Raw genomic sequence first — 17,968 nt, forward strand, 5'->3', positions numbered from 1 at the left:
TCAGACAGCCCCATTGACGATTACGCGCCGTCTGCGCCTGGGTACCAATCTACCTCGCGCCCTCCACGGCCCCACTCGTTCTTTTCCCGCCTGTTTATTTCCATGGCCAAAGCGAACCCAAGGCCTTTTTCTGTTCTGCCGTGATCGCACGAATACCCGCTTGGCCCAGTTGAATCAGTCTGTCGAGTTGTTCGCGGGTGAAGGTGGCTTCCTCCCCTGTGCCTTGCACTTCGACGAACCGTCCATTGCCTGTCATGACCAGGTTAAAGTCCACTTCCGCACCGCTGTCCTCTTCGTAATCCAGGTCTAAGCGTTCTTCGCCATCGACGATGCCTACGCTGACTGCTGCCACGCTGTCTTTGAGGATGCGATCCAGGGTATGCGGCAACTCCTTACGCAAAGCATGCAAGGCATCTACCACGGCCACAAAAGCGCCGTTGATGGAGGCTGTCCGGGTACCCCCATCTGCTTCCAGCACATCGCAATCGATCCACAAGGTTCGCGGTCCGAGGGCCTCCAGGTCCACCACTGCCCGCAAACTCCGCCCGATCAAGCGCTGGATTTCCACGGTGCGGCCATCCACCTTGCCCTTATCCCGCGGCTTACGAGTCGCCGTGGAACTAGGCAACATGCCATATTCTGCGGTCAGCCACCCTTTGTTTTGCCCTTCGAGAAACTCCGGTACCCGGCTATCCACACAACAAGTGCACAAGACTGTCGTGCGGCCCATCTTCACCAGGACCGAGCCGGCGGCATTGCGCGTGAACTTCCGCTTGAAGCTTATGGGACGGAGTTGATTTGCCTTCCGCTCATCCGGTCGCATGATCCCCTTCTCCCCACTCGGCAGTACCTTCCGGTTGGCTCTCCACTTGCCGCTCCGCCTCCCCTTGGCCGTGGTGACATCCTAACGAAAAGAGCCGCTCAGGAAAACATCCACCCTCACTTCGACCCCTCCCTTCCTGCACAATTTCAACTTCATTCGCCAGGACAAGGACCCTGATGAAGCGACGAGTCGCCTCTCGATAGGATGACTCAACAGGTGATTTCTCCTGCACCTCTTCGTTGCCTTTCCTGTCTTCGAGGATCGCTAGAGTTTACCCACAGCGTAATATTTTGCAGCCAGAAGAAAGAAAAAAGCATTATTTGGGATTTTTTCTGCAGCGGGATTTGCACGACCTCGTATCCTGGCGTAAAGAAGAAATGTACTACGACGTTTGTCCCGTGCTGTGTGTGCGAGGAATCCGTACGACGGATAGGAGCAAACCGGGAAAGGAATCGTCGGTAAAGACGACAGCACTGGGGATACTATACGACGTGTGATTCCCTCCCAATCCTCTGGCGATTCCTCAAGGAGGAGGTAGACCGCTAAGAGTCAGTGTTCGAGGTTGGAGCGGTGGATGACCTCCCGTCCTCGGTGGTGTTTTTACCCAATCATGCCCGGGGTCTGCCACCGGATGCAGAACTTCCACGCACGGCGGTGCTCTCGGACATCCCGCTGATTGCCAACGCCGAGGCTTCCGCCGGTGTGGAGATGACGCCTCTCCCCTTGCGGTACCGCTCCTCGGAGGTTCCCTCTTCGCATCCCGCCTCGGCGGACAACAGCGGGGACAGCACCCAGGAATTACGCCCCGGAGACAGCTTCTACGGCTTCGAGTTAGTGGAAGAGCTGGGGCAAGGGGCATTCGCACGGGTCTTTCTGGCTCGGCAGAGAGCGTTAGCGGGACGGCTCGTCGTTTTGAAAATCTCTCGCCGCCCCACGCGGGAGGCGGAACGCCTGGCCCGTTTGCAACACACCAATGTCGTCCCCGTGTACTCGGTCCACGACGATCCGCCCCTGCAAATCATCTGCATGCCTTTCCTGGGCCGGAGGACAATCGCCGACGTCCTGCGGCAATACCGCTGGCAGCGGTCCACAGAATCTTCCTCGAGCAGCGGCCGCTGGAGCCTGACGCGCCGCGGGCGCTCCACGCGTTGGGAGAGCCATCGCACTTCGGCCCGTCCTGCTCGCGCTGAGAAAACTTCTCCTCCTTTCGTGTCCGCTTCTGCCGCCGCAACCGAGCCGCAGGAGTCCTTCATCGGCAACCCTCTCGCCGTGCTCCGCTTGCTCAGTCAACTGGCCGCGGGATTGCATCACGCCCACGAGCGCGGCATCCTGCACCTTGACATCAAACCGGCGAATGTGCTCCTGGCGGAAACGGGCGAGCCGATGCTGTTCGACTTCAATCTCGCCTTCGATGCTCACGAGCAGGATCGGGAACTCATCGGCGGTACGATCGCCTACATGGCCATTGAGCAATTGGAGGATATGCGCAGCCGAGGGCAGGGACAGATCGATGCCCGCACAGACCTATATGCCTTGGGGGTGATGGCCTGGGAGATGCTCACCGGGGAAGTGCCCTTCCCTCCCGGTCCGCGCGGTCTTGTGGACCTCGACGAACTCATCGCCGCCCGCCGGGGTGAATTGCCATCCCTGCGCAAGCTCAATCCCGCCGTCACCCCAGCGGTGGAAGCCATCATCCGCAAACTCCTGGCACCTGAACCCGCCGATCGGTACCAATCCGCCGCGGAACTGAAAGCCGACATCGACCGGCATTTGGCTGATCTGCCCCTCCTTTATGCTGCCGAACCTTCCTGGCGCGAGCGCTTCCAGAAATGGCGCCGCCGTAACCCGCGACTCTTGCGCCGCCTGACGATCTCGGCTTCTCTACTCCTGACCGCCCTCACCGCTGGCCTGACCTACCATTACTTGGAAACCCAGGCCATCGCCGCAGCGCGGAACAAATATCACGACCTCATCCCCCGCATGCAGTCGGCCCACATCGAACTTCTGGTCCAGGGCGAATACACCTGGCAGGAGCAAGGCCGTCTCCACGCCTTCGACATTCTTCAAGAATACGGCCTGCCCTATGATCCGGAGTGGCGGGAGCGTCCCGAATTCCAGCGCCTGCCTCCCGAAGAGCAGCGTGAATTGTCCGCCTCGCTAGCCGACCTGCTCCTGCTCGTAGTCCAGAGCCGCTGGGAGGAAGATCGCTGGCGTCCGCCGGATGCTCAACGCCAAGCAGCCGCCGAACTGCTTGAACTCAACCGCCTCGCTCAACGACTCTATCCCACCGATGTGATTCCTCCGCTGCTCATCCAGCAGGCGCGGGAGATGGCGGAAATTCTCGGAGCGGACACCGCGACCCTGCCGCCGCAAGCCCCGCCGGCCAGCTTCCGCGATCATTATCTCGAAGCAGCTCGCGACATCTTGGCCGGGCGCTTTACCCAAGCCCTCGGCCGCCTCGAACCGCTGGTGGCCCAGCGACCAAGCGACGGCCTGGTTCATTTTTGGATCGCCTTCTGCCGCCAACAGCTTGGCCAATACGACAATGCCCTCGACCGCTACGACATCGCGGCTGTCCTCTTGCCGCACGATTCCCGGCCCGTTTTCTTCCGCGGAACAATCCACTCCCAAAATCTGCACCCTTCCGTCGCCGAGTTGCAATACACCCAAGCCATCTACATGACGCCGAAGGAGCCACTCTACTATCGAGCGCGCGGCATGACCCGTTGGCGGCTCCGTAAATACGAGGAAGCCGAGGAAGACCTCGATCACGCCCTCCGCTTAGGCGGACCGGACATTCAGGCCCACATCTATCGAGCCTGGATCCGCAAAGCTCGGGGCAATCACCAGGGGGCACACGAAGACCTGGAGAAAGCTTTCACGCTCAAGCCGCAAACCGCCGGAGATCACGTGGCCCGCGGCCTGGAACTCATGCAGACACGGCCCGCAGTCGCTTTGGACGAATTCCAAGCCGCTGAGCGTCTTGATCCACAATCTCTACCCGCATTGTTCAATCAAATCAATGTGCTCGGCAACTTGGGACAATGGCACCAAGCTGTAGAAGTCTCTCGCCGCCTGGTTGCCATGCGCCCGGATTATGTCATGGGCTGGGTGTCCCATGCGGTGGTTCTCGCCCAGTTAGGACAGCGAGAGGAAGCCCACCACTCAGCCCAGAAGGCTCTCAGCTTGTCGCAAGATGTTGTGGTGCTGTTTCGATTATCGAGTGTCTATGCCTTACTCACCCAGAAGCATCCTGAAGACGGAGAAATTGCCATCGACTTGCTGGAAAAAGCCTTCCAAGCTGGCTTTCGGCGTGTCGATCTGGTCGAAAATAACAAGCTATTTTTGCCGCTGCGCAACTACCCCCGCTATCAGAAACTCATCTCTTCGGCCAAGTCCCTCTTTGGTAAGAGAAAAATCAATTAGCACCCCAATCTTTGTCCCAAGATTTACTTGGGGTCGAGTCGAGCGCATCACTCACGAGATTATTTACTGAAAATTATTCCACTTCACAGGTAAAAGGCCCACTCGCCTGACTCACGGACCAATGGGATCCAGAGGCTCCCAAGGATCATCCGGCTGATCAAGCGGGATTTCCGGATGCTGATCCAGAGGTTCGCCATTGGGCAGAAGTGGACTCGGCAGCTCCGGAGGAATGGGGAAAGGCAGAGGTGGTCCCCAATCATTCGGGTTTTCCCGTGACTCCAACACGGTCAGGACGGGACAGAAGCGGACGTTCATGCGCTACTCCTTTTCGGTTGAGGGGGTAACCGAAAAATTCAGACTGGTTCAGACCGCCTGAACCGACCTCTATTTTCACCAAAAATCTTTACTTGTCCAGAAAAAACTTTCTGCTTTGGAAATTTTTTCTGCCCAGGTCAATCTTTATCATCGAAAAATTCGATATAAAGCGAACATTTTTCAGATTTTGCGTGAAATGAGACTACCAAATCCGAAATGGGAGACGGTATCAGAAGCAATCCTCCAAGTTTTTGCAATGGCAAACTTTTATGGTATATTCCGAGTATTTCGCCTGATGATTTATGTGATCATATTACCATAAATGTTATTCAGTACAGTATTCCATAATCGATTGAGTCCTGGAAACACGGAGGAGGCGACTATCGCGTCCCGCGGTTAGGACTGGGTAACCATCGCATCCCGCGGCCCGGATTGGGCCTTGAGTTCGATTTGGGATTGAGAATGCTTACCGGAGGAAGTTAGGATGGCGACCTGGGAAGACGACCGGGGAAGGGGTGTGGAAAGGGATTGACCCTGCTCCGAAGCTGCCTTGCAGATACTGACACCCATTCGGCAAGGAAGAAACGAACTCTCTCGGCGTTGGGAGAGGGGAAAGCGCGGAGCTTGGAGTGGGGAAGGCCGGACTTGAGGATGAGGAGGAAGAGGTGGCCCGCCGGCGACGTCGGAGCATCGATTGGGCAGTCTATGTGATATTGCGCTTGGTTGTGTGCCTGGTCCAAGCCCTACCCGTGTGGCTGGCCTTGGCAGCAGCGGAGGGGATCGCCTGGCTGCTATATCACACCGTCCCCTCCCGCCGGAGGATCGCCCAAGCTAACGTCGCCGCAGCGTTTCCCGATTGGTCTCCGGCCCGCCAGCAGAGGGTGGTCTTGGGGATGTATCGCCATTTCGTCCGGGCCGTGGTGGAAGGTTTGTTCCTATCGCGGAAGCTGCATTTGCACACCTGGCGAGCTTATCTAGACATCCGTCAGGCAAGCCAATTGCCTGAAGTGCTTCTCGATGCACGGCCCGTCCTGCTCGTCACAGGCCACTTCGGGAATTGGGAAGTCGGGGGTTACGTGCCAGCTCTTTTAGGGTTTCAGACCTACGCCATTGCTCGCGTGCTGGACAATCCCTATTTGGATCGTTTGGTGCGGCGGCTGCGGCAGTCGTCGGGCCAGACGCTGATCGCCAAAAAGGATGACTTTGAGCGTTTGACTGCGGTCCTGGCCTCTGGCGGCAAGGTAGCTACCCTGGCGGATCAAGATGCCGGTCCTCGTGGAGTGTTTGTGCCGTTTTTCGGCCGTGCGGCCAGCACCCATAAGGCCGTGGCGCTCATGGCGTTGGAGTTTGATGCCCTCATCGTGGTCCTTGGCATGCCGCGCATTCCCCGGAGCAGTCGCCGATTCGCCCCTCCTCCGCCGGGAAGTGAAGAGATTTGTTACGCCGTGGAAATCGAGGAGGTCATCGAACCGCGGGACTATGCCGGTTTACCCAACGCCGTCGTCCGAATTACGGAGCGTTACACCGCCGCTTTGGAAAGGCTCATCCGCCGCCACCCCCAGCAGTATTTCTGGGTGCATCGCCGCTGGAAACATCAGCCCCGGTCGTCTGCAGTACGCCAGGCAGCATGAGAGAACACACCGCTTTGTGCCCAGCACTCCTCATAGACCAGACCGGTCTAAGAGCCTGGAAGCGTGGGAGACTGGATGCCTACGACGACTCCGGTTTTTTCCTCAAGAACTTGCCGAGACTCTCCCGTGGCTTCGGGAAAAGTCTTTCATGCGAGGGATAAACACTGGAGCTTATCACGCGAGGCGGAAGGCTTCGCGGAGGCATTCGAGGGCTTCAGCTCCCCGCTCCTGATCGACCACCACGGCGACGCAGACTTCGCTGGTGTTGATCATATGGATGTTGATCTGTCGGGCGGCCAAAGCACCGAACATGGTCCGAGCCACACCGGTATGAGTCCGCATACCTACGCCGGTGACGTACAAGACGGCGATGTCCGCATCCCCCACCACGCGGCAGGACGGGTCGATACTGCGAAGCACCTCTTCTGTGCAATGCAAGGCTTGCTGGTAATCTCTGCGGGTGACCGTAAACGAAAGCTCAGCGCGGCCAGGGGCTACGATATTCTGCACGATCATATCCACCAAAATGCCGGCCTGAGCCACCGCCGTGAACACACGAGCACAATTGCCGGGCCGGTCGGGCAAGTCGTGGATGGTCAAGCGGCACTGCTCGGTGTTGAGGTAGACGCCGCTGACCAGGACATCCTCCATGCCGGCCAGCCGGGCGATGGCGGCTTCATGATCTGCTTCCGAGTGCACCACCATTGGTTGGGGACGCGGGCGAAAGCCGTTATCCGCCGGTTCCGCGGGCACCCCCGCTCCCTTGCGGGGCAAGGCCAGGCCGAAAGCATCATGCACTGTGCGTAAGGCCCGCCGGCCCACCACGGCCTTGCGCGCCTCCAAATGGGCCTTCTTCGTCGGTTCCGAGGGCGTCTCCGTTGCCCACTCTTCCGCGGTAGTATTTTCCTCAACCAAAACGCTGATTTTGATGTCCCCCGTGGTAATCATCTGGATATTGATCCCCGCTTGGGCCAAGGCCGAGAACATACGTTCGGCAACACCGGCGAGCGTCCGCATTCCCGCCCCGACCACGGAAACCTTGCTGACCCGCCCGCTTTCCAGCAAGGTGGCCCCCATCTCGGCAACAATCGGCATCAGGATTTTTCGAGTCCGATCCAACTCACTGTTGAGCACGGTAAAGCCGATAGTCGCTCGTCCCCCGCGCCCCACACTCTGGGCGATCATGTCCACGGCAATGTTGGCATCGGCCAGGGCGGAGAAGATGCGGTGGGATACGCCCGGCCGATCCGGCACCCCTTCGAGGACCAAGCGGGATTCATCGGCGGCTAGCGCTGCACCACAGACCGGGAACTCGCTCATCCAGGGAGCTTCGGGCAAAATCCAGGTGCCCAGGGCATCGGAACGGGCGTTGCGCACCATAAGCGGCACATCGTATTTCTTGGCAAACTCGATGGAGCGGGAATGCATCACACCTGCCCCCATGCTCGCCATCTCCAGCATCTCGTCGTAGCTGATCGCATCCATCTTGCGGGCATCGGGAACCAGACGCGGATCGCTGGTGTACACCCCATCCACATCGGTGTAGATTTCGCAGGTCACGTCATAGCCGGCCAATTTCATCGCCGCAGCTACGGCCACCGCTGTGGTGTCGCTCCCACCCCGGCCCAAGGTGGTAATGTCTCCTTCATCCGTCATCCCCTGGAAGCCAGCCAAGACCACGATCTGCCCCGCATCCAGCGCCGCACGCAACCGTCGGATGTCGATCGAACGAATCCGAGCCTTGCGGTGATTCCGGTCGGTGAGGATGCCCACCTGCGGCCCCGTAAAACTGATCGCCTGTTCTCCCAACTCCTGGATCGCCATCGCCGTCAAGGCAATGGAGACCTGCTCGCCGGTAGCCAACAAAACATCCATCTCACGCGGCGAGGGCGTTGCCGTTATCTCGGCGGCCTTAGCGATCAGATCATCCGTTGTTGTGCCTTGAGCCGACACGACCATAATAACCTGATAACCGGCATGTTTGGCCCGGATCGCCTTGCGCGCCGCCGCCAGGACCGACTCCGCATCCCGCAGACTTGAACCGCCAAACTTCTGGACAATTAGTCGCACGTTCCCCTCCCCGCTTGCCCTTCAACCGGGCGAGAACCTCAGTTGGGCCAGCATCGTCCCTCGCCCTCGCTCACTCACCTTGACATACCCCGCCGAGCCTTGGGAACTTGCGGAATGGTACGCTCCCCTTGGACCTATTGGGGCTGTCTCGTGACCGATGCCAAGGCACGACCTGCCAACGCCGTCATTTCTAAGGAACCTCTCCCCCGATTGCCAGGGGGTCTATTCCTCCCGTTGGTGACACACACTTCCACTCCTCCCCTTCCTTATCAGGATGAGTCACTTTCCCGTAATCCAAGTCCAAGGAGTTCTTCTCAAACTTTGTCGGTGGCCGAAAAATGGCCATCCTCTGAAGCGTCTGACCGATTTTCGTACAGGGCAAAATCACCTTGACCTCTCTCCAATCCCTTATACCGCCCCCTTTTATGAGTAAGCCCCCACAAAGTATGCCGAGAAATATGTGAAACAGCACGGCTGAAAATGGCGGCTTCCTAGGGCTGAGCTGACTGTGGACAGCAAGTAAGGGTAAGGAGCTTTGGCATAATTTGGGTGATATAGACGATTTGGTGCTGGTTTGGCACCGTATTTGCGGCAACAGGAATCAGTTGTTATCGACCCTCCTCCAGAAAAACTTGAAAAAAAATTTCGATTTTCTGGAAATGGGAATGGGAGAGAAACGTATAGTAGTGTAGGAAGTACGGCGTTGCATCCTCAAAGAGGTAATTCATCACTCTCTGAGCAACGCTGGCAGCTCCAGGAGGGACGCATCCATGCTCGTGCTCACCCGTCGTCAAGGCGAGTCGATTGTAATCGGCAATGACATCAAAATCACTGTGGTGAGCTTAGGACCCGGGCGGGTAAAGCTAGGGATCGAAGCTCCGCCTCAAGTCCGAGTAGATCGGGAGGAAATCCACGCCCGGATCGTGCAGGAACAATCCGCGGATGTGTTGGCGGCGGTTGCTTCGGAAGCGACAGAAGATGGGAATGGTCCGAACACCTCCCAGCTCAGCAAGACGGAAGTTTTTTCGTCAGTCCCCCGGAAGCCCCGCTGACAGAACCACTTTCCATAATAGCAGGCAATGCTCGCACTTCGGGTGAGTATTGTCGCCCTCTCTTCTTTTTCTGATATCGAAGCGATCCTGTTCTGTACCGGCTCAGTTTCCTGATAACCCCTACCCCCGCCAATACCCAGGGTGTAACTAGATTCTCTGGGGGTTCTCTGCCGGGCAGCTCTGCTAGTCTGGGGAAACACCTCGCGGGTTCAGCCCCCACCCCCAGAAAATCTGGTTACACCCAATACCCAGCGGCGGAGCAATTCGGCTTGCGATCCTGCAAGCCCCACGCTATCTCGCAAAAGGTCCAGGCTATTTCCCAAACGCCCTGAAGGGAGCTTAGCCTGGTCGCGGATTGGAAGCACCGAGGCGCAGGTCGAGGAATGACCGGGGAGGGGGACGGTGCCACGCTGGACGATCCTGGGGATTGGCGGTATTTGGCCCCTACTGAGCGCCGGTTGTGCCCATACTTGGGACGCCCTAACCAGCCAGCGCTTTCGGGACGCTCCCTTCGCCACCTTACGGCATCTGATCCAACCGGAAGACTCTGTGGCGGTGCTTTTAGCGGATCCACCCCGAAGCGGGGATGAGCGCGCGTCTGCTTGGCAGCGCCTGAGTGCGGAACGGTTCCACCAGTGTGCTCCGGAGCAACAGGTGCAGTTATGGCACATGCTGCAACACGACGCCACGCGGGAAGCTAGCCCCTGGGTACGCCTCTCGGCGATTCAGGCTCTGGGCCGGCTCCCTGACCCCCGCACGGTGGGCGTGCTCATCACAGCTTACCACCAGGCGGATGGCTATCCGGAAGGCTATCTCCCTCCGACGACCGCATCCCCTCACAACTCTGCAGTAAACACTGGGACCAGCGCGGGGCGCTTGCCGACCCGTGTGGGACATGATCCGCTGTTGGCCCTCAGCGGCCCCCGTGGCTTTCCCCCAGAATGGAGCAATGCGATCCGCTGTCGGGCGCTGGAAGCTCTGGGACAGACTCAAAGTGTGGAGGCTGTCCGATTCCTCGCTGCTGTCGCAGGGGCCTATCCAGACAACGCTGTCCCGGGAGCAGATGAGCGCGATGTGCGCTTGGCCGCCATCCGGGCCTTATCCCGCTGCCGACAACCCGAAGCGGTCGAGGCGTTGTTCCAAGTGCTCAAAAACAATACGCATTCCACCGATACCGCTCTTCTCCATCGCACCCATGAAGGGCTGGTCCGGCTGACCGGGCGGGATTTGCCTCCTGATCCTCAAAGCTGGCAAGAGGTTCTGCAAGCCGGTGTGACACTCGCTCCAGAGCCGGCTTGGTGGGAGGAAGCTGCTGACAAAGTCGTTCAAGCCGTCCGCTGGCTCCGCTAACGCCTCCAGGGGCTGGGCACGGAGGGGTCGCAAAAACCACCCTCCGGGGACGAACGCTTCGCTTCCGACCTGCGGTTCTCACTTGCCCGATTTCGGCGATTCCTGCTGGTCAGAGGAGACCTTCTCGAAAATGAGGCAGTAGTTCTCCTTCAAGCCAAGTTCCTTCTCTTCCCGCAGTCTCCGGAAGCCACAGGAAAGAATCTCTTTCTCGAAAACTTCCTGTCCTGCCCGCACATGGCCCAGCACCCACTCGGAGCTTTTACCGGGTATGCGGTGGAAGTCGATCAGAACCACTCTGCCCTGCGGCTTGAGGGCCTTATGGATGGCCGTCATCATCCGGAACGGATACTCGAAGTGGTGGTAGGTGTCGCAGATGAAGACCAAATCGACACTGTTCGATGGCAGATTTGGAGAAACGTCGCTTCCCTGTACAGTGATGACATTGCGTAGCCCCGCCTCACGGCACGTCCGTTCTATGTAAGCGAGGAATTTCTCGGAAATATCCACCGCGTACACCTTCCCCTCCGGTCCGACCTCTTGGGCAAAAAGGCGAGTGAACAAGCCTGTACCGGCCCCGATGTCGGCCACAATCATCCCGGCCCGGAGTCCACACACACCGACAATTTTCTGCCGCTGCTGGTAAATCTCCCGGCTTTCACCTTCAAAGGTTTTCAGATATTTGTTGATGTCCGGGTTCTTGAAAGCGTCGTTGATCCCCGGTTTGACGCTTTTCTCCTGGGCATACAGGGAAACACGCAGGGGGACAGCACCCACCAGCGTCAGGCCCAACATGACACTAGCTAGCGCGGCTGCTCCCAGCAGGCGATAGAATCCCGGCATTTGTACTTCCTCCACGAAGGTGTGAAGACCCTGGTATCTACTGGGGCTTAGGTTAGCGGGATTGGACAAGGAATTCGAGCAGATCGGCAGCCTGCTGCGGAGTGAGGTTGGCCAGCAGACCGTCAGGCATCAGGGAAAGACGCGACGGCGTGACAGAGACCACCTCCTGGCTCCGGAAGCGATGTTCCTTGTTGTCCGCATCGCGCAGGACGAGGACTTGCGAGCTCCGTTGCACGAGCAAACCAGTCAGTTGCCGCTCGTCTTCGGTACGCACCAGGTATACCGCATAACGGGGGTCGATCTCCCGCGAGGGTTCCAGCAGGCTTGTGAGTAGTTCGGTACGGGTGCGCTGGCGGCCGATGTGGGTCAATTCCGGCCCCAAATCATTCCCTTGGCCGCTGTGTTTGTGACAATTGAGGCATTTCAGTTCGCTGCTGCGGAAGAGCACTTGTCCCCTTTGGGGATCGCCTGGAAGCGTCAGGATAGCCTGGGGTTTGGGGTTTGGCCCTAGCTTGCGGCCTTGCGGGTCGGGGGGAAAGTATCCCTCGAACAGATCGCGCATTGGTCCGGGTTCCAAGCGTTGGGCAGAGGTGAGGAGCCGTTGCCATTCCTCTGGGGTATGCGGCCCTCGGAGCAGTCGCAGGACAGCGGGGAAGTGGCGGAGTTTGCGGTCCAAGTCGTTCCAGTCGCGGTCGGGAGTCAAGGGGGGATGCTGGCCAAGGCTGCAAATCCAGTCGCTGAGCAATTCTATGGCAGCACGATCGGGCCATTCCGAACCCCAGTGCGGCATGCGGCCCCGGCCGAACTTGGCTACCCGATAAAGTAGCACGCTGCGGCCTGGTTCGCCGGGCGCCAGCAAGCGGGCATTGGCGAGTCCAAAATCTCCTTGCCGCGGACGTTCGTTGTAAATCCCCGTTTGGGACAGCGGCTTGGACAGCTCCAGTTCCAGGACCACCTGGCCGCCCCCGCCGCCAAAGCGATGGCAGTGCGCACAATTGACGTGCAGATAGCTGCGGGCCCGCCGCTCCAGGGACTGTCGGGCGTCGTAAGGATTGACCAATGCGGGCAGCCGACTGGCGGCCTGCTCCTCAAGGGGCGGCAAGGGGCGATTTTGGGCATCGACCCGTCGGATCAAACCCAGCCGCTGGAAGGCCAGCAGTTGGTTCCCTGAAGCGTTCGCCTTTGTGCAGCCCGGTCCGTTGAGCTGAGCCAGGTTGAACGCCAGAGTGAACTCCGCCCAGACATTATGGCAGGCCAGGCATTGGGCACGGCTCGGTACTTGCCAAAGCCAGTGGCGCCGGCCGCCCAGCACTTGGGCATCCGAAACAGCGAATATCCGTTCCAGTCCCTCCGCGGGGACCAAGTCCGCATCACTCTGGTCATCGCGCCACCAGTAGCTGTAACCGCGCCAGTCTTCCCCATCGTGATGGAGGATTTGCGTCTCGATCCGCTTACGTCCTTGGTCAGTTCGGATCGAGAGGGTTTTGACCAGTACGGCATCGGGGGGAAACTGCAAGTGGAAATTATGCCAATAGACCTGGCCGGGGAGAGGCCGCGGCTGCTCGAATTGCGTGACGAAGGTCAGGCCGGGTAAGGCGATATGCCATTCGGCTTCCGCTCCATCGAGCCATTGCCGGGCATTGGGAGCAAAGGAAAAGACACCAGGGGCGAGGCGATATTCCCGCACATTCTCGAATAGCCCCGTAGCACTTAGAGTGGTAGGAAACTGCTCGTTGGCGGCCGGAGCAGTATTGCGTTCCAGGGTGTATAAGTAACCGGTGTCGTAGTCGAGAAAATACAACTCCCCGGCGGCATCCTCGCCAAAGGCCACCACCCGCACGGAGGGCTTGACCAACTCCGGCATGTCACGGACCCGGCCGTCCGCTATGCGAGCGGCCCAAATACGCCGCGTCTCCCAATCGCCGAAAATATAAGCCCCTTCCAACTCCGGAAACTTCTGGCCGCGATAGACATAGCCTCCCGTCACACTCGCTGCGATCGTATGGGGCAGCTCAATGAGCGGCGGGCGAATAGGAGTCGGACCGACTTTCTGATCCGGTTTGATCGGCTGCCGGCCCTCGACGATGCTCCAGCCGTAGTTCCCCCCTTTCTCCACTTTGTGGACCATCTCCCACAATTCCCAGCCCACATCCCCGACCCACAGCTCCCCCGTTTGGCGATCGAAGCTCATCCGCCAGGGATTGCGGAAACCGTAGGCCCAAATCTCGCCGCGGATACCGGCTTGACCTACAAAGGGGTTGTCCGGGGGAATGGCATAAGGGCGTCCTTCTTGGCGGCGATCCACATCGATGCGCAGAATCGACGAGAGGAGATCGGAACAGTCTTGGCCCGTGTTGAGCGGGTCAGGGGGATTCGGACCGGCAGCATCACCCGTGGAGATGTAAAGCATGCCATCGGGACCAAAATGCAAATCCCCGCCATTGTGACCGCCGCCGACAAAGGTCAAAATAACTTCCTCGCTGGACGGATCGATGCGGGGCGGATCAGTATCCAGCATGCGGAAACGGCTGACACGGGTGCCATCGGGGAAGCGTTCCCCTTCAGGTTTCTTCGGCACCAGGGTGTAGCAGACGAAACAGAGGCGGTTGCGAGCGAAGTGCGGATGAAACGCCAGACCGTAGAGCAGGCCGATACCGGCGGCACGCTCGTCCGGCCGTAATTGTCCCTTGGCCCAAGCCGACCGCAGGTCCAGCACCAGGTCTTTGCGCGGTTCTCCGTTGCCTTCTGCTGGCCAGGTTACAGCATAGATGGCTCCCCCTTCCTCGCCAACATACAGGCGTTTCTCGGCCAGCGGTGTCCGAGCAATCAGCAGGGGCTTACGAAACTGCAACTGGCGGCCGATGCGAACGGGACGATACGGCGGCGGCGGGTCCGGCGAGCCTTTGATCCGGGAAGTGGTCCATCCAGGACCTTTGCGGGGGACAATCGTCGATTCCTTGGGAGATTCTGTTCCGGACGATTCCTGCTCAACCTGGTGCGATCCCCAAGCCAATGACTGACCGAATACGGTAGGGTGAGGGTTCCTCGGTCCGGTGGGGAGGGCAGGAACGCTCAGGCCCATCGCCACAACCCCAGCTATCACGAGGATGACCCATCGCCAACCCCTTGGACCTATTCCGGGGGAACACACACTTCTGGGGCTTTCCGTCGCTGTCATGCTGGATTTCCCTTGCCTTGCCTCGGTTTGTCAAAAGTGGAACAGATGCCAGGCCGTGAGGCGGCTGTTCCCTCAAGGGGGAGTTCCAGACTCCTCAGCAGACCACACGGAACCCGCGATCTCTGGGATGGCACTGCCAGAGCAGAGGGCGCGATCCGAGCAGGTGGCACTGCTCTGGTAGGTAGCACTGCTCTATAGTAGTTGATGCGAGGCTGGTTGTAACAGCACTCTTCCCGTTTTCCGATCGAATGAAGGCTCAGTGCGAGGGGGGGGACTCGAACCCCCACGGCCGTTTTGGGGCCACTGGATCCTAAGTCCAGTGCGTCTGCCAGTTCCGCCACCCTCGCTACTACGTTGCGAGAACCTACCAGTAATTTATGAACCGCGGTCCTCTCCCGACAAATAAGGGGCACTCCTCCATACCTGATACAGGTTGTGTATTTTGGATGTTGGTTTCCTTGGCCAACCTGGGCTTCTCTGGACGACTCAGAAGTTACAGGGTACCCCTCTTTCAGGAGTTGCAGGGTAATGCCCCTACGGAGTCAGGCACCGTACCAACCAATCCGCGATCACTTCCGCTGAACTACGGTCGGACTGCACTACAAACCGGGCAGGGAAATCGGGCTTCGATGCCGGGCGCTGTTTTGCTAGCGGAGACAAGAGGCTGTCCAACTCCTTTTGACTGTGTGCCTGGTTTCGGCTGTTGACCAAGGCTTCGAGACGCAAGGCTCGCGCTCGACTGAGCAGCGCCAAAGCTGGGGTGTCTCGGTCGGTTCCTTCAGATTCCCTTCTCAAAAGACCCGGACGGATAGCGGCGAGCGGCAGATAAACAAAGGGTGATTCCAAGACGGAACGATAGGTGGCCAGGTCTCCTGGAGCGTACACCGCTTCGACATCCGAGCAAACGCCGCTGAGCATCAGCGCTAGCCGCGGACCACTGGGGTCTGCGAAGGGGGGCAGTTGCGGCGCATCCCAAGGAACGGCGACCAACATGTCGGCAGGCTGGCATGGCGCCAGGTTCTCGCCCCAAAGAGCCAAGCGTTCGACCTTGCGGTTGAGCCTCAAGTCTGCGCCCACCGCTCGACGTAGCCAATGGTAAACCGCGAGCAAGTCGAATAAGCGAAACTCCTCCACGGCCATTCCGAGCATAAGGGCTGTAGCCGCATGGCTGGTGCTGGCGGAAGTTCGTCCCGGTGTTCGGCTGGTGGCCGTTTCGCCAGTGTCGCGAACATCCACCAGGCAGACGGCGATTCCGCGCTGCAACAAGCGAGCGACCCCGGCAGCTTTCTCTTTCAGGAAAGAAGCCTTCCCTTGTGAACAGACCACCAGCACGACATGACCCTGCCAGTCAGCCTGCGGTGGAGACAGGAACAAGACGGGGATCGGCATGCCGTCAAGATTGCGCAGCAAGACCCAGTGGGCAACGCCGCCCGGCCATGGCTGTTGGCGAACGACCTGGCTCGTTGGCACCGCCGAGACTGGCTGCTTGTGTTGCTGGCACCATCTTTGCCAGAGCACTTCAGCGTTCGGGAGGGGCTTATCGGAGGGCTGTCGCGGCTCTTGAAGTGCGGCATAGCGTGGAAGCCACTCTTCCCACGGTTGCGGTTGCAAGGTCTGCCGAGCTTGAGGCGTCCAGCAGGTCAGCTCGGCCGCTGAGTAGCGCTGCGTATTTTCAGCTTCAGGAGGTTTCAAACCAAACCAGGCCTCCAATGCTTGATAGACTCCTGCTTGCCGATGCACAGCGCCAATATGGGTGCAGTGGGTACTTTCCGGAGGTTTGCCAGTGAGCCGCCCCTTGCCCTGTGCGGAACGCAACTGTTTTTCCGCACCGTACCAATTCCAGATGCGTTGCAGTCGTTTCCAGACCGGGTCACGCTGGCGATCCCAGCTAAACTCGTGGGCATAACATAATCCCCGTGGCGCTATCGAACCGACAATCACCCAGGGCAAAAATCCATCCCCGGCCGAGCGGATTAGGTTCCGCGTGGATTCCCATGAGCCGCTGCCCGCATAAGGGAAACTCGCCTCCGCATCTTCCGGCAACGGATACGGGTCTTCCGGTTCTGGCCCGCCGAAGTTGAAGATGACCGCTGCCTTGATCCGCTCATCCACGGCGGCAGTTACGGCGGCTACATCACCCCCACCGGCCACGCTGCCGAGTATCCCAATCCGCTTCTCATCCACTCCCGCATGGTCCAAAAGCACGCTCACGCCGCAACGCAAATCATGCACCATCCAACCCATGAGCGTTTCGCCCAGTAGGTACAACTGCAGTGCCAGATTGTAGCGGAAATAATAGTCCTGGCGGCCGGGTCGAAATGGGCCGGGGAAACTCTTTTCGTCCACGAACGGATGAATACGCCGTTCGCCGTGACCGAGCAAATCCGGCACCAGCACCGCCGCTCCTGCCTTGGCCCACACAATCCCCATGTCTTGCAATTCGCCGTGCCATTTCGGCGTATGGTGGCTGTGAACCAAAATCAAACCAGCAGGCCGGCCTCGACGCTGCTGCGGCAGATAAAGGTTGGCACTGACCCAAAGCCCCGGCCGACTCTCGTATACCAACTTTTCGATGCGATAACCCTCGCCAGCGATCGTTCCGGTTACCACAGTGCGGCGCGGCTTAGGCGGCGCTTCGGGAATGTTTAGCCCTTGCCGCAGACGTTGCAGTTTTTGGAGGCGAAAGGCTTCCCATTCCTCCCGGCTTTGGAGGCGCTGCCATTCTTCGGAACTGCGACGATTGGCTTGCTGTAATTGCTCGGCTAGCCGGCGTGGCCACCCCTGCCGCAATGCTTGCCCCTCAGCGGACTTTTCCGGGTAAACGTCAGCCGTGAGCTGCCGTAACGCCTCTTGGACTTCTTCTCGTCGCTCTCCAGAGATGGTGACGCTGCACCATACCCCAAACCAGACGCAGCCGACCAGCCAGTAGCGGTGATACCACATACCTGACTTCTCCCTGGGTATGCCACAAGAGTGAACACCGAGCCAAACCAGGCGCGTGGGGATAAGAGGCCCCGCCGAGTACGTGCTTCGGAATACCTCGATTTATTTCAGTCTTCTGCACCCCTCGCTCGTACACCACCGGTCTGGCGGTGGGTTTCCACCCCCGCAAGCGGCGCACCAACGGCCTGCCCACGCGAAAGTTGTCAGGGTCGGAGTTATTCCTCGGCGTTCCCTTCCATGCTACAGAAGGAGGTGGTAAAATGAAGCGACAATCCCAAGGTTGCTGCATGGAACCGGGCTGCCTGATCAGTTCCGGAGTTGGATCTCTGCCACTGACACC

General features: G+C 59.1%; 10 protein-coding genes and 1 tRNA gene. 4 read left to right on the forward strand and 7 right to left on the reverse strand.

What is annotated here, in order from left to right:
* Positions 1 to 94: 94 nt before the first annotated feature.
* A complete protein-coding gene (rph, locus tag H0921_RS07225) occupies positions 95 to 823 on the reverse strand; it encodes a ribonuclease PH (RefSeq protein ID WP_194537374.1) in 729 nt (242 codons plus the stop codon).
* A gap of 570 nt (positions 824 to 1,393) precedes the next feature.
* On the opposite strand from rph, the gene H0921_RS07230 reads away from it, so the two are divergent.
* Positions 1,394 to 4,249, forward strand: a complete 2,856-nt coding sequence (locus tag H0921_RS07230; protein WP_194537375.1) for a serine/threonine-protein kinase — start codon at positions 1,394 to 1,396, stop codon at positions 4,247 to 4,249.
* Between the two features lie 111 nt (positions 4,250 to 4,360).
* Here the strand turns inward: H0921_RS07230 and H0921_RS07235 are convergent, their stop codons facing one another.
* A complete protein-coding gene (locus H0921_RS07235) occupies positions 4,361 to 4,564 on the reverse strand; it encodes a hypothetical protein (RefSeq protein WP_194537376.1) in 204 nt (67 codons plus the stop codon).
* Positions 4,565 to 5,229: 665 nt separating this feature from the next.
* Between H0921_RS07235 and H0921_RS07240 the strand changes: the two genes are divergently transcribed.
* Positions 5,230 to 6,195 carry a lysophospholipid acyltransferase family protein gene (locus H0921_RS07240; RefSeq protein WP_194537377.1) on the forward strand — a complete coding sequence of 322 codons (966 nt, stop codon included), beginning with the start codon at positions 5,230 to 5,232 and terminating at the stop codon, positions 6,193 to 6,195.
* 174 nt (positions 6,196 to 6,369) lie between these two features.
* Here the strand turns inward: H0921_RS07240 and H0921_RS18310 are convergent, their stop codons facing one another.
* Complete coding sequence (locus H0921_RS18310; protein ID WP_194537378.1) at positions 6,370 to 8,265, reverse strand: aspartate kinase; 1,896 nt, start codon at positions 8,263 to 8,265, stop codon at positions 6,370 to 6,372.
* A gap of 770 nt (positions 8,266 to 9,035) precedes the next feature.
* On the opposite strand from H0921_RS18310, the gene csrA reads away from it, so the two are divergent.
* Positions 9,036 to 9,317: a carbon storage regulator CsrA gene (csrA, locus tag H0921_RS07250; RefSeq protein ID WP_194537379.1), complete on the forward strand. Its 282-nt coding sequence runs from the start codon at positions 9,036 to 9,038 to the stop codon at positions 9,315 to 9,317.
* 402 nt (positions 9,318 to 9,719) lie between these two features.
* Positions 9,720 to 10,667, forward strand: a complete 948-nt coding sequence (locus tag H0921_RS07255) for a HEAT repeat domain-containing protein (RefSeq protein ID WP_194537380.1) — start codon at positions 9,720 to 9,722, stop codon at positions 10,665 to 10,667.
* A gap of 78 nt (positions 10,668 to 10,745) precedes the next feature.
* Here H0921_RS07255 and H0921_RS07260 read toward each other — a convergent pair whose 3' ends face one another.
* The 4 genes from H0921_RS07260 to H0921_RS07275 all read right to left on the reverse strand — a co-directional run bounded on the left by H0921_RS07260 (position 10,746) and on the right by H0921_RS07275 (position 17,628).
* Entirely contained in the window at positions 10,746 to 11,507 is a 762-nt protein-coding gene (locus H0921_RS07260) for a class I SAM-dependent methyltransferase (protein WP_228499156.1), read from the reverse strand.
* Between the two features lie 52 nt (positions 11,508 to 11,559).
* On the reverse strand, positions 11,560 to 14,685 hold the full coding sequence (locus H0921_RS07265) for a PQQ-dependent sugar dehydrogenase (protein WP_194537381.1): 3,126 nt from the start codon (positions 14,683 to 14,685) through the stop codon (positions 11,560 to 11,562).
* Positions 14,686 to 14,945: 260 nt separating this feature from the next.
* A tRNA-Leu gene (locus H0921_RS07270) sits at positions 14,946 to 15,032 on the reverse strand.
* A 187-nt stretch (positions 15,033 to 15,219) separates the two neighbouring features.
* Positions 15,220 to 17,628, reverse strand: coding sequence for an alpha/beta hydrolase family protein (locus H0921_RS07275; RefSeq protein ID WP_194537382.1), 2,409 nt, complete (start codon positions 17,626 to 17,628; stop codon positions 15,220 to 15,222).
* Between the last annotated feature and the right edge of the window lie 340 nt (positions 17,629 to 17,968).

This window comes from Thermogemmata fonticola (assembly GCF_013694095.1).
GTDB lineage: Bacteria > Planctomycetota > Planctomycetia > Gemmatales > Gemmataceae > Thermogemmata > Thermogemmata fonticola.